We start from the raw sequence: 19523 nt of genomic DNA, 5'->3' as shown, positions 1-19523 counted from the left end.
TACGGGAAATATCGATGACGGAGACAAGCCCCTTGAGCAACGACACCACCTTCGACTACATCGTCATCGGCGCGGGCACCGCCGGCGCGCTGCTCGCGAACCGGCTCAGCGCCGACAAGGACAAGCGCGTGCTGCTGGTCGAGGCCGGCCGCAAGGACGACTACCACTGGATCCACATCCCGGTCGGCTACCTCTACTGCATCGGCAACCCGCGCACCGACTGGCTCTACAGCACCGAGCCCGACGCCGGCCTCAACGGCCGCGTGCTGCGCTATCCGCGCGGCAAGACACTGGGCGGCTGCTCGAGCATCAACGGCATGATCTACATGCGCGGCCAGTCGCGCGACTACGAGCAGTGGGCATCGCTCACCGGCGACGAGGACTGGCGTTGGCAGAACGTGCTGCCGGCCTTCAAGAAGCACGAGGACTTCTACCTCGGCGCCGACGAGATGCACGGCGCGGGCGGCGAATGGCGGGTCGAGAAGCAGCGGCTGCGCTGGGACATCCTCGACGCCTTCGCGGCCGCCGCGGTCGAGGCCGGCGTGCCGCACACCACCGACTTCAACCGCGGCAGCAACGAGGGCGTGGGCTACTTCCAGGTCAACCAGAAGAACGGCTGGCGCTGGAACACGGCCAAGGCCTTCCTGCGGCCCACCTGCTACGGCCGGCCCAACTTCGAGCTCTGGACCGGCGCGCAGGTCTCGCAGCTGGTGATCGAGCGGCAGGCCGACGGCACGCAGCGCTGCACCGGCGCCCGGATCTGGAACGGCCACGAGATGGTGACGGCGCACGCCACGCGCGAGGTGATCCTGAGCGCGGGCAGCATCGGCTCGCCGCAGATCCTGCAGCTCTCGGGCATCGGCCCGGCCGAACTGCTGCGCCAGCACGGCATCGAGGTGGCGGTCGACGCGCCCGGCGTCGGCGCCAACCTGCAGGACCACCTGCAGATCCGCGCGGTCTACAAGATCGACGGCGCGCCCACGCTCAACGTGCTGGCCTCGTCGATGGTCGGCAAGGCGCGCATCGGCCTCGAGTACCTGCTCAGCCGCAGCGGCCCGATGAGCATGGCGCCCTCGCAGCTCGGCGCCTTCACGCGCAGCTCGCCCGACCGCGAGTGGCCCAACATCCAGTACCACGTGCAGCCGCTGTCGCTCGATGCCTTCGGCGAGCCGCTGCACGCGTTCCCGGCCTTCACCGCGAGCGTGTGCAACCTCAACCCGACCAGCCGCGGCACGGTGCGCATCCGCTCGAATCGCTTCGCGGACGCGCCGGCGATCGCGCCCAACTACCTGAGCACCGACGCCGACCGCAAGGTGGCGGCCGACTCGCTGCGCGTGACGCGGCGCATCGCCGCGCAGCCCGCGCTCGCCAGGTACAAGCCGCAGGAATGGAAGCCCGGCGTGCAGTACCAGAGCGACGAGGACCTCGCGCGCCTGGCCGGCGACATCGCGACGACCATCTTCCATCCGGTGGGCACCACCAGGATGGGCGCCGACAACGATCCGATGGCGGTGCTCGACGCGCGGCTGCGCGTGCGCGGCGTGCAGGGGCTGCGCGTGGTCGATGCGGGCGCGATGCCGACGATCACGAGCGGCAACACCAACAGTCCGACCTTGATGATGGCGGAGAAGGCGGCGGGCTGGATTCGCGCCGAGGCGCGCTGAAAGAGCCTCAGCGCCGCGGCGCCGGACCGCGCCGTTTCGCCTGCGGGGCCTGGGCCGCCAGGCGCACCTTCGCGCCTTCGAGCATCAGGTCCACGCCGATCTCGAACAACGCATCGGGCCCCGCCGCGCGGTAAGTGGCGAAGGCTTCGGCCAGCAGCGGCCGCGAGGCCGCGGCGGCATCGAGCGTCTGCTGCTGCATCGCCGCGTCGGCCGGCGTCGCCTGCTGCTCGAGCACGCAGCCCACGGTGTAGCGGCCCAGCGCGATCAGCAGGGTCATCGCCTGCGCGGGCGGCACGCCCAGGCGCACCACGGCCGCGAGCTGGGCCTCCACCATGTCGAGGTCGCCCGGGTCGGGCTCGGAGCCCGCGTGCAGGCGCGCGCCGTCGCGCCGCGCCAGCAGCGCGCGCCGGAAGCTGCGCGCGTTCTCGCGCAGGAAGCTCTCCCACGATTCGTCGGGCAGCGGCAGCTTGCGGTGATGGCTGCGGCGCAGGATCTCGCCGTTCATCGCGTCGAGCAGCGCGCGCTTGTTCTTGAAGTGCCAGTAGAGGGCGGGCTGCTGCACGCCCAGCCGCTCGGCCAGCAGCCGGGTGCTGAGCTTGTCCATGCCGACCTCGTCGAGCAGCGAGAGTGCCGCCTCGAGGATCGCTTCGCGGTCCAGTTTCATTCAGATGTGCTTGCCGGGTGTCGATCCGGGAGGGTACTTCACAGTCCAAAATTTATCGCTGATAATTCCTTATCAACGATAAATTCCAACATGTCTTCTCCTTCCATTCCATTCGCCGGAGGCCGCCACGCGCAGGCGGTGATCCTGGCGATCGTCACGCTCGACGCCATCGGCATCAGCCTCGTGATGCCGATCGTGCCGAGCCTGCTGCGCGAGGTCGGCCACAGCGGCGAGCTCGGCTGGCACTTCGGCGCCTTCCTCTCGCTCTACGCGCTGATGCAGTTCCTCTGCGCGCCCGTGCTCGGCGCGCTCAGCGACCGCTTCGGCCGCCGGCCGGTGCTGCTGATCTCGGTGCTGGGCGCCGCGATCGACGCGCTGTTCATGGCCTTCGCGCCGTCACTGTGGCTGCTGTTCGTGGGCCGCGCGATCGCCGGCATGACCGGCGCGAGCATGGCCGTGGCCTCGGCCGCCATCGCCGACCTCACGCCCGAGCACCAGCGCGCGCGCTGGTTCGGCCGCATGGGCGCCTGCTTCGGGCTGGGCTTCATCGCCGGGCCGGCGCTCGGCGGCGTGCTCGGCGACCACGGGGTGCGCCTGCCCTTCATCGCGGCGGCCGCGCTCAACGGCCTGACCTTCCTGGTCGGCCTGCTGGTGCTGCGCGAATCGCGGCCGCCGGCGCTCGCCGCGCAGCCCTTCGACCGCGGCGTGCTGCATCCGCTCGCGCCGCTGCGCTGGGCCACGAGCTTTCCGGCGCTGCTGCCGCTGCTCGGCGTGTTCCTGCTGCTGGTGCTGGTGGGCGAGGTCGCGGGCACGACCTGGGTGCTCTACGGCCAGGACCGCTATGCCTGGAACGGCACCATGGTCGGCTTCTCGCTCGCGGTCTTCGGCCTGCTGCATGCGCTGGTGCAGGGCTTCGCGGCCGGCCCGCTGGTCGAGCGCTGGGGCGAGCGCGCGGCGATCGCCGTCGGCACCATCGCCGACGGCACCGGCTATGCGCTGATCGCCTTCGCCTCCCAGGGCTGGATGGCCATCGCGCTGCTGCCGCTGCTGTGCATGGGCGGCGTCTGCGCGCCCGCGCTGCAGGCCACGCTGTCGGCGCGCGTGGGCGAGGCGCAGCAGGGGCGGCTGCAGGGCGTGCTCGCGAGCATCACCAGCCTGGCCGCGGTGTTCGGGCCGCTCCTGATCAGCCCGCTGTACTTCGCGTTCCGCACGCGCTTTCCGGGCATCGTGTGGCTCGCGGGCGCTTCGCTCTACCTGCTGTGCCTGCCGGTGCTGCTGCGCCGCACGCGCTGAGCCGCTCCGCCGGCAGCGCGGTCACTTCTCGATCGTCTTGTTCCAGCGCGCGTTCCAGGCCGGCCGGTTGGCGTTGATGCTCTCCCAGTCGATGGTGATCGCGGTCTTCATCCACTGGTTGATCTCGGCCACCTGCGTCGCGCCCTCGCCCACGGCCGGGGCCTTGGGATTGGTCGGGATCTGCGCGCCGTACTGCAGCACGTTGGCCTGCGCCAGCGGGCTCAGCAGGAACTCGGCGAGCTTCTGCGACAGCTCGGGCTCGCTGTTGTTGGCGATCACGCACTGGCCCACCATCAGCACCACCGCGCCTTCCTTGGGCGGCGCATATTCCACCGGAATGCCCTTGACCTTGAGCGCGGCCACGGCCGTCGGCGTGAGCGGGAAGATCGCGGCCTCGCCGGTCTGCACCATCTCCGAGAGCTTGGCCGAGCTCGGGATGTACTCGAGCACGTTCGGGCCGATGGTGGTCGGCCAGGCCTTGAAGCCGGGCTCCACGTTCTTGTCGTTGCCGCCCTGGATGCGGTTGAACATCAGGAAGCCGTGCAGCCCGAAGGACGAGGACGACATCGACTGGAACACCACCTTGCCCTTGAACTTCGGATCGGCCAGGTCCATCCACGAGGTGGGCGCGGCCCAGCCCTTCTCCTTGAACATCTTGGCGTTGTAGGCCAGGCCGGTCATGCCCAGGCTCACGCCGCTGGCCATGTCGTCCTTGAAGCGCGCGGCCGGGTAGATCTCGGCCAGCGAGGGATTGGGCTTCTGCTTCTGGCACAGGCCCATGCCGATGGCGCGCACCATGATGCCGTCGTCGAGGAACATCACGTGCATCTGCGGCCGGTCCTTGTTGGCCTGCGCCTTGGCGAGGATGTCGGAGGAGGTGCCGGGCACCACCACCACCTTCGCGTTGTAGAGCTTCTCGAAGGCCGGGAAGACGTACTGCGTGTACGCCTTCTCCATCGTGCCGCCGTTCATGCCGATGTAGAGCGTCTTCGTCTGCGCGTGGACCGCGCCGCCGAAGCCCGCGAGGGCGGCCACCGCGGTGGCGGCGAAGGTGAGGAAAAAGGAAGTGCGTTCGCGTCGTGCCATGGTGGGACTCTCCGTTCAGTGTCGAGGGTGGATCTGCGGTTGCGGTGGGTTGCTCTTGTCGGGTTCAGTGCGAGGCCGATGCGGCGGCTTCGGCGGGCCGCTCGGCCCGCGTGTCGGGAAAGAAGCGCTCGATCGCGAAGGCCTCGATCGGCGTGGTGCTGCGGCCGTCGCGCGCCAGTTCGGCCAGCACCTCGCCCGCGGCCGGGCCGATCTGGAAGCCCGCGCCCGCGAAGCCGAAGCCGTGGAACAGGCCGGGCGTGGTGCGGCTCGGCCCCAGCACCGGCTGGCGGTCGGGCAGGTAGCCCTCGGTGCCGCTCCAGGTGCGGATGAAATGCGCATGCGCGAGCCGCGGCAGCAGCTCGATCGCCTGCGTCGACAGCGTGGCGATGGCGTCGCGCTCGGAACGCGCGCGCTCGGCATCGAGGCCGATGCCGGCGCCGCCGCCGAGCACGAGGTTGCCGCGCGCGACCTGGCGGCAGTAGATGCCGCCGCCCTCGACGCCGAGGCTCCAGTCCATGAAGAAGGGCAGGGGCTCGGTCACCGCCATCGCGGGATGGCCCGACTGCAGCGGCACGGCCTCGCCGAAGTGCGTGGCGATCGGGCCCGACCAGGCGCCCGCGCAGTTCAGCAGCACCGGCGAGCGCACCTCGAGCGTGCCCTCGGCATGCGTGGCGCACAGCCGGAACAGCGTGCCGTCGTGCGCGACCTCGTCGACGCGATGGCGCTCGAACACCCGCGCGCCCGCACGCTGCGCCGCGAGCGCGAAGGCCGGCGACACCAGACGCGGATTGGCCTGCCCGTCCTCGATGCACAACGAGCCGCCGAGCGCGCGCGCGCCGAGCCAGGGGCAGTGCTCGCGCAGCCGCGCGCCCGTCACCAGCTCGAGCCCGAGGTCGAAGCCGGCGTCGCGCACGCTCGCGCGGTAGCGCTCGAGCGCGGCCATGTCGTCCTCGCTGCGGCCGATCTTGAAATGACCCGAGCGCTGGTACTCGCCCTCGGTGCCGATCAGCTCGCCGAGCCGCCCCCAGATGCGGTGTGCGCGCTGCGCCAGCGGCAGCTGGCTCAAGGGCCGGCCCTGGCGCCGCACGCCGCCGTAGTTGACGCCGCTGGAGCGCGAGCCGCAGAGGTCGCGCTCGAGCAGCACCACGTCCAGGCCCATGCGCCGCAGCGCGAGCGCGGCCGACGAACCCACGATGCCGCCGCCGACGATCGCTACGTCAGTGCGCAGGGTGCGGGTGGTGCTCATGCGCTGACTCCATCGGCGGGGGCCTGCGTGACGAGCCGGATCGGTATCGGCTTGACCGGCGCCTGCCCGCGCAGCCGGCCGACCTGCGCGAGTGGCTGGCCGGTTGCATGCGCGAGGATCTCGGCCGCGGCCACGCCGCACATGCGGCCCTGGCAGCGGCCCATGCCCACGCGCGACAGCGCCTTGAGGCGATTGAGTTCGTCGGCGCCGTTGACCGCGACCGTCTGGCGCAGCGTGCCGGCCGTGACGTTCTCGCAGCGGCAGACGACGAGCTCGTCGGGTGCGTGGGCGGCCCAGTCCTGCGGCAGCGGAAACGCGCGTTCGAGTCCGCGGCGAAAGCCCGCCAGCGTGTCGAGCTTGCGTTCGAGCAGCGCGGCGCGCGCGCCATCGACGGCCACGCCCTGGTCCGCGAGCAGCGCGAGCGCCGCGCGCTCGCCGGCCCACTCGGCCGCGTCGGCGCCCATGATGCCGGCGCCATCGCCCGCGAGGTACACGCCCGCCACGCTCGAGCGGCCTGCCGCGTCGCGCACCGGCAGGTGGGCGCGGTGCATCGGCGCGAACTCGAAGCGGCAGCCCAGCAGGTCGGCGAGCTGGGTCTCGGAGCGCAGCGCATAGCCGAAGCCGACGGCATCGCAATCGATGCGGCGCTCCTCGCGGCCGTCGTGCCAGGCGACGCCGGTGACGCGGCTCGCGGCATCGTCGCCGAGCACGCGCAGCGGCCGCACGCCGCCATGCAGCGGCACGCCATGCGCGCGCAGCCAGGCAACGAAGTAGACGCCCTTCGCGAGCACCGCGGGCTGCCGCAGCATCGCGGGCGTCGCCGCGACCTGGTCCGCGAGGCGCGCGGTGTCGAGCACGGCCGCGACCCGCGCGCCGGCCTTCGCATACTGGTAGGCCACCAGATAGAGCAGCGGCCCCGTGCCCATGAACACCACGCGCTGCCCGATGGCGCAGCCCTGGAACTTGAGCGCCACCTGCGCGCCGCCGAGCGTGTAGACGCCGGGCAGGGTCCAGCCCGGCAGCGGCAGCACGCGGTCGGTGGCGCCGGTGGCCACGATCAGCGGGCCATGCGGCACGCGCGCGGTGCTGCGCGTCGGGCCGTGCAGCACGTCGAGCACGCCGCCCTGCGCGTTCCATACCAGGCTGTCGGGCCGGTAATCGATGCGATCGCGCAGGCCGTCGAAGGCCGCGTGCACCGCGTTCGCGCGCCCGGCCTCGAAGCCGTAGAGCGTGGCCGCCGCGCGTTCGACGAAGTTGGCGGGCGGGCGGCGGTAGATCTGTCCGCCGGCGCGCGCGGCCTCGTCGATGACGATCGGCCGCAGGCCATGCGCGACCAGCGCCTGCGCGGCGCGCACGCCGGCCGGGCCGGCGCCGACGATCACGGGAGGATGGGCCGTCGTCGTCATGCCTCGCTCCGCCCGGTGACCAGCGCCATGCCCGGCGCGATGAAGGTGGAGCAGGCGCGCAGCCGTTCGCCCTCGGCGGTCGAGATCCAGCAGTCCTGGCAGGCGCCCATCATGCAGAAGCCCGCGCGCGGCGCGTCGCTGAACTCGTTGCGGCGCAGCTGGGCGGCCTGCGTGAGCACGGCGGTCAGCACCGTGTCGCCGGCCAGCGCCGACGCGGGCGCGCCGTCGAGCGTGAAGGGCACCGTGGCGCGGCCGGTCTCGGCCACGCGGTGCAGCAGTGCATGGGTCGCCATCTACTTGCGCCCCACCAGCACGCGGTCCAGGCCATAGAGCCGGTCGAGCACCACCATCGCGATGGCGGTCACGGCCACCATCAGCGCCGACACCGCGGCCATCAGCGGGTCGATCGATTCGGTGGCGTACATGTACATGCGCACCGGCAGCGTCACCGTGCTCGGCGAGGTGACGAAGATCGACATCGTCACTTCGTCGAAGCTGTTGATGAAGGCCAGCATCCAGCCGCCGGTGACGCCCGGCAGGATCATCGGCAGCGTGATGCGGCGGAACACGGTGGCCTGGCTCGCGCCCAGCGAGAGCGCGGCCTGCTCGGCGCTGCGGTCGAAGCCGACGAGCGCCGCCACCACCAGCCGCAGCGTGTAGGGCGTGACGATCAGCGCATGCGCCATCACCAGCCAGCCGAAGCTGCCCGTGCCGCCCACCAGCGCGAACAGCCGCAGCAGCGCGACGCCGAGCACCAGGTGCGGAATGATCAGCGGCGACAGGAACAGGCCGTTGAGGAAATCGCGGCCCGGGAAGTCGTAGCGCGTGATCGCCATGCCGGCCGGCACCGCGAGCAGCGTCGCGATGGTGGCCGCGCTCAGCGCGAGCCACAGGCTGTTCCAGAACGACTGCATGAAGTCGGGATGCGCGAACACCGCCTCGAACCAGCGCAGCGAGAAGTGCGTGGTCGGGATGGTCAGCGTGTTCTCGGGCGTGAACGCGACGATGCAGACCACCAGCAGCGGGGCCAGCATGAAGGTGATGACGAGCGCGTTGAACGCGAGGGCGATGGGGCCGTTCTTGCTCATGGCCTCACCCCAGCGCCTTCTTGTAGCGGCCTTCCACGAGCCGGTTGTAGCTCAGCATCACCACGAGGTTGGCCACCAGCAGCGTGAGCGCCACCGCCGCGCCGAGCGGCCAGTTGAGCTCGCTCAGGTACTCGTCGTAGACCACGGTCGCGACCATCTTGAGGCGGCGTCCGCCGAGCAGGCCGGGGATCGCGAACGAGCTTGCCGCGAGGCCGAACACGATCAGGCTGCCCGAGAGGATGCCGGGCATCACCTGCGGCAGCACGATGCGGCGCAGCGTGGTGAAGGGCGTGGCATTGAGCGAGAGCGCCGCGTTCTCCACGCCGGGATCGAGCTTCTGCAGCGAGGTCCAGACCGGGATCACCATGAACGGCAGCATCACGTGCACCAGCGCGATCACCACGGCCGCGCTGGTGTAGAGGATCTTCACCGGGCCGATGCCCACCAGCTGCAGCAGCGCGTTGACCGCGCCCTCGGGGCCCAGCAGCATGCTCCAGCCGAAGGCGCGCACCACCACCGACACCAAAAGCGGCGCCAGCACCACCAGCAGCAGCACCGAGCGCCAGGGGTTGCGCATGCGGCTCAGCACATAGGCCTCGGGCGCACCGATCAGCACGCAGATCAGCGTGACCAGCGCCGAGATCCAGAAGGTGCGCCAGAAGATGCCGTGGTAGTAGTCGTCGCCGAACACCTGCGCGTAGTGCGCGAGCGTGAACTCGCCGGCGCGCGGGCCGCTGGCCGGGTCGTAGACGTTGAAGGACAGCACGGCCGTGAGCAGCAGCGGCACCACGAGCAGCGCAATGAACAGCACCAGCGCGGGACCGGAGAGCCACCAGGGCGTGGCCTTGCGAGAAGTTCCGCTCATGCCGCCACCGCCGCGTCGTCGCGCAACAGGCGCGTGCAGTGCGCGGGCCAGTCGATGCCGGCCGCGTCGCCTTCGTCGAGCGCGGCGCGGCCGTCGTTGGGGCTCAGCACCATCAGCTCACCGGCCGGCGTGGCGAGCCGGTAGAGCCACTGGCTGCCGAGGAAGAAGCGCTCTTGCACCGTGCCGTCGAGCCGGCCGGTGCCCGCGGGCACCAGCTGCAGCTTCTCGGGGCGCACGCTCATCAGCACGGCGGCGCCGCTGTCGTAGCCACCTTCGTCCACCTCGACCGCGAGCGGTCCGACCGCCACGTTGCAGCTGCCCGTGCCGCAGGCCGTGACCCGGCCCGGCAGCAGGTTGGCCTTGCCCACGAAGGTGGAGATGAAGCGCGTGCTCGGATGCTCGTAGACGCGGTACGGATGGTCGATCTGCGTCGCGCGGCCGGCTTCCATCACCACCACGCGGTCGCTGATCGACATCGCCTCGCTCTGGTCGTGCGTGACCATGACCGTGGTGGTGCCGACCTTGCGCTGGATCTGGCGCAGCTCGAACTGCATCTCCTCGCGCAGCTTGGCGTCGAGGTTCGACAGCGGCTCGTCGAGCAGCAGCACCGGCGGCTCGATCACCAGCGCGCGCGCCAGCGCCACGCGCTGCCGCTGGCCGCCCGAGAGCTCGCGCGGATAGCGCGTGGCATGTGCCTCGAGGTGCACCAGCGCCAGCGCCTGCTGCACGCGCTCGCGGCGCTCGGCCTTCTGCATCTTGCGCATCTCGAGGCCGAAGCTCACGTTGTCGGCCACCGTCATGTGCGGAAACAGCGCATAGCTCTGGAACACGATGCCCAGGCCGCGCGTGTTGGCCTTGGCATGCGTGATGTCCTGGCCCGCGAGCTCGATGCGGCCGCTGGTCACGGCCTCGAAGCCCGCGATCATCTGCAGCGTGGTGGTCTTGCCGCAGCCCGAGGGGCCGAGCAGCGAGACGAACTCGCCCTTCTCGACAGTGAGGTTCATGGCCGTCACCGCGCGGGTGCCGCCATAGGACTTGGACACGTCGCTGAGCCGCAGGAATGACATGGAAACGCCTTTCGTCGGGGGTCGGAATCCACGGCCGGCGCGCGGGCGCCGGGGCCGTGAATGCGTGAGTGCTTTCGGTTCACTCTATTGCAACGATCGCGCCAGACCGCCACGGGTATTCCATTAATCAGAATATTTCTTTAATTTATTCCGTTCAATGGAATATGATGGCCCGAGCAAGATCGACGTATTCCAAGGAAACGGGACATGGAAACCACAACCGCGGCCAGCGGCGGCGTGCCGCGCATCTTTTCGGTGATCCGGGCGCTCGGCGTGGTGCAGGCCGAGGGCGGCCGCGTCACCCAGATCGCGCGCGCCGTCGGCCTCACGCAGGCCACCACGCACCGCCTGCTGCAGTCGCTGATGGCCGAGGGCGTGGTCGAGCAGGACGAGCGCAGCAAGCTGTACCGGCTGAGCATCGAGTTCTTCGCGCTCGCGGCCAACGCCGGCAATCCCGGCGACCTGCGCACCCTGTGCCGGCCCGCGCTGCTGCGCCTGTGCGCGAGCCTGGGCGACAGCATCTTCCTGCTGGTGCGCAGCGGCTTCGACGCCGTGTGCCTCGACCGCAGCGAGGGCCCGTTCCCGATCCGCTCGTTCACCGGCGACATCGGCGGGCGCATCGCGCTCGGCGTGGGGCAGGGCGCGCTCGCGATCCTGGCCTTCCTGCCCGAGGGCGAGCGCGAGGAGGTGATCCGCTTCAACCTCTCGCGCGTGCGCGAGTACGGCGTGTACGACGAGGTCTACCTGCGCACCGAGATCGAGCGCGTGCGCCAGAGCGGCTTCGCGGGCCGCAACACCGGCCTGCTCGAAGGCATGGCCGGCGTGGCCGTGCCCATCCTCGACCGTGAGGGCCGCGCCGTGGCCGCGCTGAGCGTGGGCACCATCGCCGACCGCCTCAACGCCGACCGGCTGCCGACCGTGGTCGACCTGCTGCAGCGCGAGGCGCTGGCGATCGGGCCGAGGATCAATCCCTTCGATGCCTCGCTGCGCCGGCCCGCGCAGAGCCTGGCGGGGTCGCCGGCGGGGCAGAGGATCACTGCTTGAGCTTGCGGTCCTCGTTCTTCGCTTCCTGCATCGCCTCGGGCTCCAGTTCCTCGGCATAGCGGTTGAGCCGGATGAAGAGGCCCCAGCCGGCCATCATCAGCCCGACCGCGCCCAGCATGGCGGCCGCATGCAGCATCAGCTCCGGCGCCTCGCGCGCCTTGAAGGTCGCGACCAGTCCTTCGACCGCGACCGCCACCACGATCACCACCATGAAGCGCGAGAGGAAGCGGCGCACCCGCGTCGGCGCGCCGATGTGGGCGTCGCGCACCACCTCTTCCTCCACCACCGTCTGCGAGATCTGCAGCGCCACCACGGCGGCCGCGAGCAGGCCCACCGCCTCGATGATCGCTTCGGCGGCCGGCAGGTCGAGGTCGTGCACGACCGCGCCCCAGCCGGCGCGTGCCGCGATCACGATCAGAACCAGCGACGCGATGGCGAAGGCGAGCGCCATCAGCGCATGGACCGCGGCATAGAGGGTGTGGATCAGCTTCATGGCAGGGGCGGCGAAGTGAGGGTGCCGCATCGTCGGCGCCGGGCGCGGATCGGTGCGTAGGCGCGCGAGCCGTTTCGAGGAACGCGCGCGGCGGGTCATGCGGACGCGCGCTTCGGCGGCCGAGTTCCTTCGCCAAACGCATCAGGTCCTTCCATATTTTCACTAGCCAACCCCGCCCACTTCGCAGATATTGGCGCGGTTCCCCCGACCCCGGTCGCCTTCCTTCTTCCTTCTTCCCGACTCCCCCGCGGAGCGCGCCATGTCCGAAGTCCACACCTCCGTCTCCCTCCCTTCCGAAGTCGAACAACTGCTCCAGCGCCTGGGCGTGCCGCGCGAGTCCCATGTCGGCGGCGCGCTGACGGTGCGCTCGCCGCTCACGGGCGAGGTGATCGCGCAGGTCGCGCAGACCGCGCCGGCCGCGGCCACCGAGACCATTGCGCGCGCGCATGCCGCCTTCAAGGCCTGGCGCGCGGTGCCGGCGCCGCGGCGCGGCGAACTGGTGCGGCTGCTCGGCGAGGAACTGCGCGCGGCCAAGCGCGACCTCGGCCGGCTGGTCACGCTCGAGGCCGGCAAGGTGCCGTCCGAGGGCGCGGGCGAGGTGCAGGAAATGATCGACATCTGCGACTTCGCGGTCGGCCTGTCGCGCCAGCTCTACGGCCTCACGCTGGCCACCGAGCGCGCCGAGCACCGGATGATGGAAACCTGGCATCCGCTGGGCGTGTGCGGCGTGATCTCGGCCTTCAACTTCCCGGTCGCGGTGTGGTCGTGGAACGCGGCGCTGGCGCTGGTGTGCGGCGATCCGGTGGTGTGGAAGCCGTCCGAGAAGACGCCGCTGACCGCGCTCGCGGTGCATGCGATCGCCGCGCGCGCCATCGAGCGCTTCGGCGCCGACGCACCCGAGGGCCTGCTCGGCCTGCTGCTGGGCCAGCGCGACATCGGCGAGCTGCTGGTCGACGACCATCGCGTGGCGGTGCTGTCGGCCACCGGTTCCACCGCCATGGGCCGCCAGGTCGGCCCCAAGCTCGCGGCCCGCTTCGCGCGCGCCATCCTCGAGCTCGGCGGCAACAACGCGGCCATCGTCACGCCCTCGGCCGACCTCGACCTCACCTTGCGCGCGATCGCCTTCGCGGCCATGGGCACGGCGGGCCAGCGCTGCACCACGCTGCGCCGGCTGTTCGTGCACGAGAGCGTGTACGACAAGCTGGTGCCGCGCCTCGTCAAGGTGTATGGCGGCGTGAAGGTCGGCGATCCGCGCGAGGCCGGCACGCTGGTCGGTCCGCTGATCGACCGCGCGGCCTTCGAGGGCATGCAGAAGGCGCTCGACGAGAGCCGCGATGCCGGCGCCGTCGTGCATGGCGGCGGCCGCGTCGAGGGCATCGGCGGCGCCGAGGCCTACTACGCGCGCCCGGCCCTGGTCGAACTCAAGGCCCATGCCGGCGCGGTGCTGCGCGAGACCTTCGCGCCGATCCTCTACGTGGTGCGCTATGCCTCGCTCGACGAGGCGATCGAGCAGCACAACGCGGTGGGCGCGGGCCTGTCGTCGTCGATCTTCACGCTCGACATGCGCGAGGCCGAGCGCTTCCTCTCGTGCGCCGGTTCCGACTGCGGCATCGCCAACGTCAACATCGGCCCGAGCGGCGCCGAGATCGGCGGGGCTTTCGGCGGCGAGAAGGAAACCGGCGGCGGCCGCGAGGCCGGCTCCGACAGCTGGAAGGCCTACATGCGCCGGGCGACGAACACCATCAACTACTCGACGGCACTGCCTCTCGCTCAAGGCGTGACCTTCGACATCGGCGACTGATTTCCCGCGGCGCAGGCTTTGGCCGCGGCGGCGCATGAGCGTCGCCGCGGGCGGATGCCTGCGCGAGCGCCAGACCCATCACCACAACGACGAGGAGACGACGACATGACCTTCATCCCATCCCTGCACCCGCTCAAGGCCGCGGCCGCCACGCTGCTGCTGGCCCTGGCCGCCACGGCCGGCGCGCAGCAACCTGCGCCCGCGGGCACGCTCGAGAAGATCGCCGCCAGCGGCAAGGCGGTGCTCGGCGTGCGCGAGGCCTCGCCGCCCATGGCCTACATGCTGGGCGCGGGCGAGAAGTACGTGGGCTACCACGTGGAGCTGTGCGAGCGCGTGCTCAAGGACATCGTGCCGGCCGCGAAGCTCGAGTACATGGCGGTCACCGCGCAGAACACCATCCCGCTGGTGCAGAACGGCACGCTCGACATCGGCTGCGGCCCCACCACCAACAACCTCGCGCGCCAGCAACAGGTGGCCTTCGCGCTCACCACCTACGTGAGCGAGGTGCGCATGGCCACGCGCGTCGACTCGGGCATCACCACGCTCGACCAGCTCGCGGGCCGCACCGTGTCGGCCTCGACCGGCACGACGGCGGTGCAGCTGCTGCGCAAGCGCGAGCGCACCAACAACGTGAGCATCAACACCATGCTCGGCAAGGACCACCTCGAGAGCTTCCTGCTGATGGAGTCGGGCCGCGCCGATGCCTTCGTGCTCGACGACAACCTGCTGGCCGGGATCATCGCGAACTCGAAGAACCCGACGGCCTACCGCATCGCCGGCGAGCCGCTGGGCTCGGAGCCGATCGCGCTGCTGTTCCGCAAGGACGACCCGGCCTTCAAGGCGGCGGTCGACGGCGCGCTGCGCCGCCTCATGAAGAGCGGCGAGCTCGAGCGCATCTACACCAAGTGGTTCGTGGCGCCGATTCCGCCGAAGAACACCAGCCTGAACCTGCCGATGAGCGCGGTGCTCAAGCAGCTGGTGCTCGAGCCCAACGACAAGCCGCTGGAGAGCTACGCCAAGTGAGTCCCGCTACCGCCGCCTCTTCTTCCTCGGACTTCGTGCCGGCGCAGCGCGTGCGCGCGCTCGGCGTGTCGGAGATCCTGCGCATCACCGACCATGCCAATGCGCTCAAGCGCGCGGGCCGCCCGGTGATCGTGCTGGGCGCGGGCGAGCCCGACTTCGACACGCCCGACAACGTGCGCGAGGCCGCGGTGCGCGCCATCGGGCGCGGCGACACGCGCTACACGGTGCTCGACGGCAGCCCGGCGATGAAGGCGGCGGTGCAGCTCAAGTTCAGGCGCGACAACGCGCTGGACTTCGGCCTCGACGAGATCAGCGTGAGCGCGGGCGCCAAGCAGGTGATCTTCAATGCGCTGATGGCGAGCCTGGATCCGGGCGACGAGGTGATCCTGCCCGCGCCCTACTGGACCTCGTACGCCGACATCGTGCGCATCTGCGGCGGCGTGCCGGTCGGCGTGCCCTGCGGCGACGCGCAGGGCTTCCGGCTCGAGGCCGCGCAGCTCGAGGCGGCGATCACGCCGCGCACGCGCTGGCTGTTCCTCAACTCGCCCTCGAACCCGAGCGGCGCGGCCTACGGTGCCGACCAGCTGAAGCCGCTGTGCGAGGTGCTGCTGCGGCATCCGCGCGTGTGGGTGCTGGCCGACGACATCTACGAGCACATCCTCTACGACGGCCTCGCTTTCGCCACGCCGGCGGCGGTGGAGCCGCGGCTGCGCGAGCGCACGCTGACGATCAACGGCGTGTCGAAGGCCTATGCGATGACCGGCTGGCGCGTGGGCTACGGCGCCGGGCCGCGCGCGCTGATCGCGGCGATGGCCGTGGTGCAGAGCCAGACCACCTCGTGCCCCTCGTCGGTGAGCCAGGCCGCGGCGATCGAGGCGCTGACCGGGCCGCAGGGCATCGTGGCCGAGCGGCGCGACGACTTCCAGCGCCGGCGCGACTTCGTGGTGGCCGCGCTCAACCGCATCGACGGCCTGCATTGCCCGCGGCCCGAGGGCGCGTTCTATACCTTCGCGCGCTGCGAGGGCCTGCTGGGACGGCGCACGCGCCGCGGCGCGCTGCTGGCCAGCGACGCGGACTTCTGCCGCTACCTGCTCGAGGACTTCGAGGTGGCGGTGGTGCCGGGCAGCGTGTTCGGGCTCGCGCCCTATTTCCGCATCTCGTACGCGACCTCGATGGCGCAGCTCGAGGAGGCCTGCGCGCGCATCGCGGCGGCCTGCGCGGCGCTCGAATGACTTCGCATGTCTCCCTCCTCCGCTGGGGGAGGGCCGGGGTGGGGGCTCGCGGCGCATCCATCGCCCGGTGCCCCCATCCCGGCCTTCCCCCAGCGGGGGAAGGAGCAAAACCCTTCCTTGGAGAAAGCACTTGAATCACTCCCCCCGCACCGGCGGCCAGCTCCTGGTCGACCAGCTCGTCCTGCACGGCGTCGAGCAGCTGTTCTGCGTTCCCGGCGAAAGCTTCCTCGCGGTGCTCGACGCGCTGCATGACGCATCGATCGCCGTCACGGTCTGCCGCCAGGAGGGAGGCGCCACCATGATGGCCGAAGCGCAGGGCAAGCTCACCGGCCGGCCCGGCGTGTGCTTCGTCACGCGCGGACCGGGCGCGACCAATGCCTCGGCCGGCGTGCACATCGCGCACCAGGACTCGACGCCGCTGCTGCTGTTCGTGGGCCAGGTGGCGCGCGAGGCCCTGGGGCGCGAGGCCTTCCAGGAGCTCGACTACGGCGCGGTGTTCGGCACCATGGCCAAGTGGGTGGTGCAGATCGACGACCCCGCGCGCGTGCCCGAGCTGGTGTCGCGCGCCTTCCACGTGGCGACCTCGGGCCGGCCCGGTCCGGTGGTGATCGCGCTGCCCGAGGACATGCTGACCGAGGCCGCCGCGGTGGCCGACGCGCTGCCCTATGCCGTGACCGAAACCCATCCGGGCGCGGCGCAGCTCGCCGAGCTGCAGCAGCGCCTCGCGCAGGCCGAGCGGCCGGTGGTGGTGCTCGGCGGCGGCCGCTGGTCGGCCGAGGCCACGCGGCAGTTCGCGCAATTCGCCGAGGACTTCTCGCTGCCCGTGTACTGCTCGTTCCGGCGCCAGATGCTGCTGTCGGCCGAGCATCCCTGCTACGCGGGCGACCTGGGGCTGGGCGCCAATCCGCGCATGCTGCAGCGCATCCGCGAGGCCGACCTGGTGCTGCTGGTCGGCGGCCGGCTGTCGGAGGTGCCGTCGCAGGGCTACGAGCTGCTGGCCATTCCGCAGCCCGCGCAGGCGCTGGTGCACGTGCATGCCGATGCCGACGAGCTCGGCCGGCTCTACCGGCCCGCGCTGGGCATCCATGCCACGCCGCGTGCCTTCGCCGAGGCGGTGGCCGGGCTCAAGCCGGCGCAGGCGCCGGCCTGGAAGTCGCGCACGGCCGAGGCGCGCGAGGAGTTCCTGCACTGGAGCGATCCGGCGCCGATCCGCGTGCCGGGTCCGCTGCAGATGGGCGAGGTGATGCAGCATCTGCGCGAGGTGCTGCCGCACGACACCATCTTCTGCAACGGCGCGGGCAACTTCGCGACCTGGGTGCACCGCTTCTGGCCGTTCCGCGCCTTCGCGAGCCAGCTCGCGCCCACCAGCGGCTCGATGGGCTACGGCCTGCCGGCCGGCGTCGGCGCGAAGCGGCTGTGGCCGCAGCGCGAGGTGGTGGTGTTCGCGGGCGACGGCGACTTCCTGATGCACGGCCAGGAGTTCGCGACCGCGGTGCAGTACGGGCTGCCGATCCTCGTGGTGCTGCTCGACAACGCCATGTACGGCACCATCCGCATGCACCAGGAGCGCCACTACCCGGGCCGCGTCAGCGCCACGCAGCTGAAGAACCCCGACTTCCGCGGCTATGCCGAGGTGTTCGGCGGCCACGGCGAGCGCGTGACGAGCACCGCCGAGTTCGGCCCCGCGCTGGCGCGTGCGCGGGCCAGCGGCAAGCCCGCGATCCTGCACTGCGTGCTCGATCCGGAGGCGATCACGCCGTCGACCACGCTGCAGGCGATCCGCGACACGGCGCTCGCGAAGACGGTCTAACGCAGGCCGCCGATGTACTTCGGCGGCGGCTGCCGCCCGCTGCCGTCGGGCAGCCGCGCCGCGGCCTCGAGCCGCGCGGCGCGTGCCAGCGGCTCCATCGCCTGCTCGAGCCGCAACGCGATGGCCGCGAGCTCGTCGTCGTGGGTTTCTGCCGCGTGCGCGCGCGCGAAGCGCACCATCTCGGTGGCGTACTCGGCATTGACGGCCATCCACTCGGTGTCGGTCACGCGGCCGTGCTTGCGGCGCAGGGCCACGTGCAGGCGTGCCGCGAGCGCGATGCGCTCGCTCTCGGACATGACGTGGCCATCCATCTCGGTTCAGCCTCCGATGTGTTCGCGGTGCTGGGCCAGGTCGAGCCCCTGCACCTCGCTGTCGGGATCGACGCGCAGCCCCACCAGCGCGCGCACCAGGAACAGCACGATCGCGGTGCCGGCCGCGCTGTAGACCGCCACGCCGCCGACCGCGATCGCCTGCGTCAGCACGTTGCCGCTGGCGCCCGAGATGGCCTTGTCGGCGAACACGCCCGTGAGCAGCGCGCCCACGATGCCGCCGATGCCGTGCACGCCGAACACGTCGAGCGAATCGTCCGCGCCCAGCAGGCGCTTGAGGCCGGTGGCACCCCAGTAGCAGGCCAGGCCGGCGATGGCGCCGATGGCCAGCGCCGAGGGCGGCGTGACGAAGCCCGCGGCCGGCGTGATCGCCACCAGCCCCGCGACCAGGCCCGAGCACAGGCCCAGCAGCGAGGGGCTGCGGCGCACCGTCCACTCGGCGATCATCCAGCTCGCGGCACCGGCGGCCGCCGCCACGTGCGTGACCAGCATCGCGAGGCCCGCGCGCCCGTCGGCCGCCACGGCCGAGCCCGCATTGAAGCCGAACCAGCCCACCCACAGCAGGCTGGCGCCGGCCATGGTGAAGGCCAGGTTGTAGGGCTCGAAGGGCTCGCGGCCATAGCCGCGGCGCCGGCCCAGCGCATAGGCGCAGACCAGCCCCGCCACGCCCGCGTTGACGTGCACCACCGAGCCGCCCGCGAAGTCGAGAGCGCCCATCTGCGCGAGCCAGCCGCCGGGTTCCCAGACCCAGTGCGCGATCGGCGCATAGACCAGCACGCTCCACAGCAGCGCGAACCACAGCACGGCCGAGAAGCGCATGCGCTCGACGAAGGCGCCGAGCACCAGCGCGGTGGTGATGATCGCGAAGCTCAGCTGGAACATCGCGTAGACCGTCTCGGGCACGTTGGGCGCCACGTGGCTCACGGCCAGCGTGCCGGCATCCTTCAGGTAGTCGAAGCCCGCGAACCAGAAGCGCCCGGTGCCGCCGAGCCAGGGCCAGCCGGGCGTGAAGGCCAGCGAGTAGCCGAGCGCGAACCAGGTCAGCGACACCACCGCGGCGATGGCGACCACGCAGGCCATGGTGGCGAGCACGTTCTTGCGCCGCACCATGCCGGCGTAGAAGAGCGCGATGCCCGGCAGCGTCATCAGCAGCACCAGCACCGTGGAGGTCATCATCCACGCGGTGTCCGCGGCGCTGATGGAGGCTTGCGGTACCAGGGCCATGGCGGCGGTCTCTTCTTGGAGTGATGGTCCTGGCTCTGTGCACAAGTCGTGCCACATCGTTAACTGCGTGAAACACTTTGGTTTGCTACGCCGTGCGCGAAAGTAAGGCAAAGCGGGTAATTCCCAATGCACTGCGGCGGTGCACCCCCTAAAGTCCAGCCACTCGCGAACGGGCCCTGCTCGTGCTG

At 71.2% G+C, this 19523-nt stretch carries 18 protein-coding genes; 7 read left to right on the top strand and 11 right to left on the bottom strand.

Annotation, left to right across the window (positions count from 1 at the left end; all coding sequences use genetic code 11):
• Positions 1-14: 14 nt before the first annotated feature.
• Complete coding sequence (locus tag INQ48_29580) at positions 15-1664, top strand: GMC family oxidoreductase N-terminal domain-containing protein (protein QRF57394.1); 1650 nt, start codon at positions 15-17, stop codon at positions 1662-1664.
• Between the two features lie 7 nt (positions 1665-1671).
• Here INQ48_29580 and tetR read toward each other — a convergent pair whose 3' ends face one another.
• Positions 1672-2328, bottom strand: a complete 657-nt coding sequence (gene tetR, locus INQ48_29575; protein ID QRF57393.1) for a tetracycline resistance transcriptional repressor TetR — start codon at positions 2326-2328, stop codon at positions 1672-1674.
• Between the two features lie 90 nt (positions 2329-2418).
• Here tetR and tet point away from each other — a divergent pair, with 90 nt between their 5' ends.
• A complete protein-coding gene (gene tet / locus INQ48_29570; GenBank protein QRF57392.1) occupies positions 2419-3621 on the top strand; it encodes a Tet(A)/Tet(B)/Tet(C) family tetracycline efflux MFS transporter in 1203 nt (400 codons plus the stop codon).
• A gap of 21 nt (positions 3622-3642) precedes the next feature.
• On the opposite strand, the gene INQ48_29565 is transcribed toward tet, so the two are convergent.
• The 7 genes from INQ48_29565 to INQ48_29535 all read right to left on the bottom strand — a co-directional run bounded on the left by INQ48_29565 (position 3643) and on the right by INQ48_29535 (position 10379).
• Positions 3643-4707: an ABC transporter substrate-binding protein gene (locus tag INQ48_29565; GenBank protein ID QRF57391.1), complete on the bottom strand. Its 1065-nt coding sequence runs from the start codon at positions 4705-4707 to the stop codon at positions 3643-3645.
• 64 nt (positions 4708-4771) lie between these two features.
• Positions 4772-5953 carry an FAD-binding oxidoreductase gene (locus INQ48_29560; GenBank protein QRF57390.1) on the bottom strand — a complete coding sequence of 394 codons (1182 nt, stop codon included), beginning with the start codon at positions 5951-5953 and terminating at the stop codon, positions 4772-4774.
• Entirely contained in the window at positions 5950-7359 is a 1410-nt protein-coding gene (locus tag INQ48_29555; protein QRF57389.1) for an FAD-dependent oxidoreductase, read from the bottom strand. Before INQ48_29555 ends, INQ48_29560 begins: the two co-directional genes overlap by 4 nt.
• Positions 7356-7652 carry a (2Fe-2S)-binding protein gene (locus INQ48_29550; GenBank protein QRF57388.1) on the bottom strand — a complete coding sequence of 99 codons (297 nt, stop codon included), beginning with the start codon at positions 7650-7652 and terminating at the stop codon, positions 7356-7358. The genes INQ48_29555 and INQ48_29550 overlap by 4 nt, the downstream gene beginning before the upstream one ends.
• A complete protein-coding gene (locus INQ48_29545) occupies positions 7653-8447 on the bottom strand; it encodes an ABC transporter permease (protein QRF57387.1) in 795 nt (264 codons plus the stop codon).
• 4 nt (positions 8448-8451) lie between these two features.
• A complete protein-coding gene (locus INQ48_29540; GenBank protein QRF57386.1) occupies positions 8452-9312 on the bottom strand; it encodes an ABC transporter permease in 861 nt (286 codons plus the stop codon).
• Complete coding sequence (locus tag INQ48_29535) at positions 9309-10379, bottom strand: ABC transporter ATP-binding protein (GenBank protein QRF57385.1); 1071 nt, start codon at positions 10377-10379, stop codon at positions 9309-9311. The genes INQ48_29540 and INQ48_29535 overlap by 4 nt, the downstream gene beginning before the upstream one ends.
• Before the next feature lie 207 nt (positions 10380-10586).
• Between INQ48_29535 and INQ48_29530 the strand changes: the two genes are divergently transcribed.
• Positions 10587-11423, top strand: coding sequence for an IclR family transcriptional regulator (locus tag INQ48_29530; GenBank protein QRF57384.1), 837 nt, complete (start codon positions 10587-10589; stop codon positions 11421-11423).
• Here the strand turns inward: INQ48_29530 and INQ48_29525 are convergent.
• Positions 11413-11916 (bottom strand): hypothetical protein, encoded by a 504-nt coding sequence (locus INQ48_29525; protein QRF57383.1) that lies wholly within the window; start codon positions 11914-11916, stop codon positions 11413-11415. The genes INQ48_29530 and INQ48_29525 overlap by 11 nt on opposite strands.
• Positions 11917-12175: 259 nt before the next feature.
• On the opposite strand from INQ48_29525, the gene INQ48_29520 reads away from it, so the two are divergent.
• From INQ48_29520 to INQ48_29505, 4 genes are all read left to right on the top strand, one after another.
• Entirely contained in the window at positions 12176-13717 is a 1542-nt protein-coding gene (locus tag INQ48_29520; protein QRF57382.1) for an aldehyde dehydrogenase family protein, read from the top strand.
• 105 nt (positions 13718-13822) lie between these two features.
• Positions 13823-14740, top strand: a complete 918-nt coding sequence (locus INQ48_29515; protein QRF57381.1) for an amino acid ABC transporter substrate-binding protein — start codon at positions 13823-13825, stop codon at positions 14738-14740.
• A complete protein-coding gene (locus tag INQ48_29510; protein QRF57380.1) occupies positions 14737-15972 on the top strand; it encodes a pyridoxal phosphate-dependent aminotransferase in 1236 nt (411 codons plus the stop codon). Before INQ48_29515 ends, INQ48_29510 begins: the two co-directional genes overlap by 4 nt.
• A 130-nt stretch (positions 15973-16102) precedes the next feature.
• Complete coding sequence (locus tag INQ48_29505) at positions 16103-17782, top strand: thiamine pyrophosphate-binding protein (protein QRF57379.1); 1680 nt, start codon at positions 16103-16105, stop codon at positions 17780-17782.
• Here the strand turns inward: INQ48_29505 and INQ48_29500 are convergent.
• Entirely contained in the window at positions 17779-18093 is a 315-nt protein-coding gene (locus INQ48_29500; GenBank protein QRF57378.1) for a hypothetical protein, read from the bottom strand. The two genes, INQ48_29505 and INQ48_29500, sit on opposite strands and share 4 nt — an antisense overlap.
• 6 nt (positions 18094-18099) lie before the next feature.
• Positions 18100-19335: an ammonium transporter gene (locus INQ48_29495; GenBank protein ID QRF57377.1), complete on the bottom strand. Its 1236-nt coding sequence runs from the start codon at positions 19333-19335 to the stop codon at positions 18100-18102.
• Between the last annotated feature and the right edge of the window lie 188 nt (positions 19336-19523).

The organism is Variovorax paradoxus, assembly GCA_016806145.1.
Lineage (GTDB): Bacteria > Pseudomonadota > Gammaproteobacteria > Burkholderiales > Burkholderiaceae_C > Variovorax.
The sequence above is the reverse complement of the archived record's forward strand: the minus strand, read 5'-3'. Positions and strand labels throughout refer to the sequence as shown.

What these genes read in the sequence shown, in the direction of transcription:
- INQ48_29580 (QRF57394.1), top strand. Translation starts at nt 15, where the DNA reads ATGACGGAGACAAGCCCCTTGAGCAACGACACCACCTTCGACTACATC.
- tetR (QRF57393.1), bottom strand. Translation starts at nt 2,328, where the DNA reads ATGAAACTGGACCGCGAAGCGATCCTCGAGGCGGCACTCTCGCTGCTC.
- tet (QRF57392.1), top strand. Translation starts at nt 2,419, where the DNA reads ATGTCTTCTCCTTCCATTCCATTCGCCGGAGGCCGCCACGCGCAGGCG.
- INQ48_29565 (QRF57391.1), bottom strand. Translation starts at nt 4,707, where the DNA reads ATGGCACGACGCGAACGCACTTCCTTTTTCCTCACCTTCGCCGCCACC.
- INQ48_29560 (QRF57390.1), bottom strand. Translation starts at nt 5,953, where the DNA reads ATGAGCACCACCCGCACCCTGCGCACTGACGTAGCGATCGTCGGCGGC.
- INQ48_29555 (QRF57389.1), bottom strand. Translation starts at nt 7,359, where the DNA reads ATGACGACGACGGCCCATCCTCCCGTGATCGTCGGCGCCGGCCCGGCC.
- INQ48_29550 (QRF57388.1), bottom strand. Translation starts at nt 7,652, where the DNA reads ATGGCGACCCATGCACTGCTGCACCGCGTGGCCGAGACCGGCCGCGCC.
- INQ48_29545 (QRF57387.1), bottom strand. Translation starts at nt 8,447, where the DNA reads ATGAGCAAGAACGGCCCCATCGCCCTCGCGTTCAACGCGCTCGTCATC.
- INQ48_29540 (QRF57386.1), bottom strand. Translation starts at nt 9,312, where the DNA reads ATGAGCGGAACTTCTCGCAAGGCCACGCCCTGGTGGCTCTCCGGTCCC.
- INQ48_29535 (QRF57385.1), bottom strand. Translation starts at nt 10,379, where the DNA reads ATGTCATTCCTGCGGCTCAGCGACGTGTCCAAGTCCTATGGCGGCACC.
- INQ48_29530 (QRF57384.1), top strand. Translation starts at nt 10,587, where the DNA reads ATGGAAACCACAACCGCGGCCAGCGGCGGCGTGCCGCGCATCTTTTCG.
- INQ48_29525 (QRF57383.1), bottom strand. Translation starts at nt 11,916, where the DNA reads ATGAAGCTGATCCACACCCTCTATGCCGCGGTCCATGCGCTGATGGCG.
- INQ48_29520 (QRF57382.1), top strand. Translation starts at nt 12,176, where the DNA reads ATGTCCGAAGTCCACACCTCCGTCTCCCTCCCTTCCGAAGTCGAACAA.
- INQ48_29515 (QRF57381.1), top strand. Translation starts at nt 13,823, where the DNA reads ATGACCTTCATCCCATCCCTGCACCCGCTCAAGGCCGCGGCCGCCACG.
- INQ48_29500 (QRF57378.1), bottom strand. Translation starts at nt 18,093, where the DNA reads ATGGATGGCCACGTCATGTCCGAGAGCGAGCGCATCGCGCTCGCGGCA.
- INQ48_29495 (QRF57377.1), bottom strand. Translation starts at nt 19,335, where the DNA reads ATGGCCCTGGTACCGCAAGCCTCCATCAGCGCCGCGGACACCGCGTGG.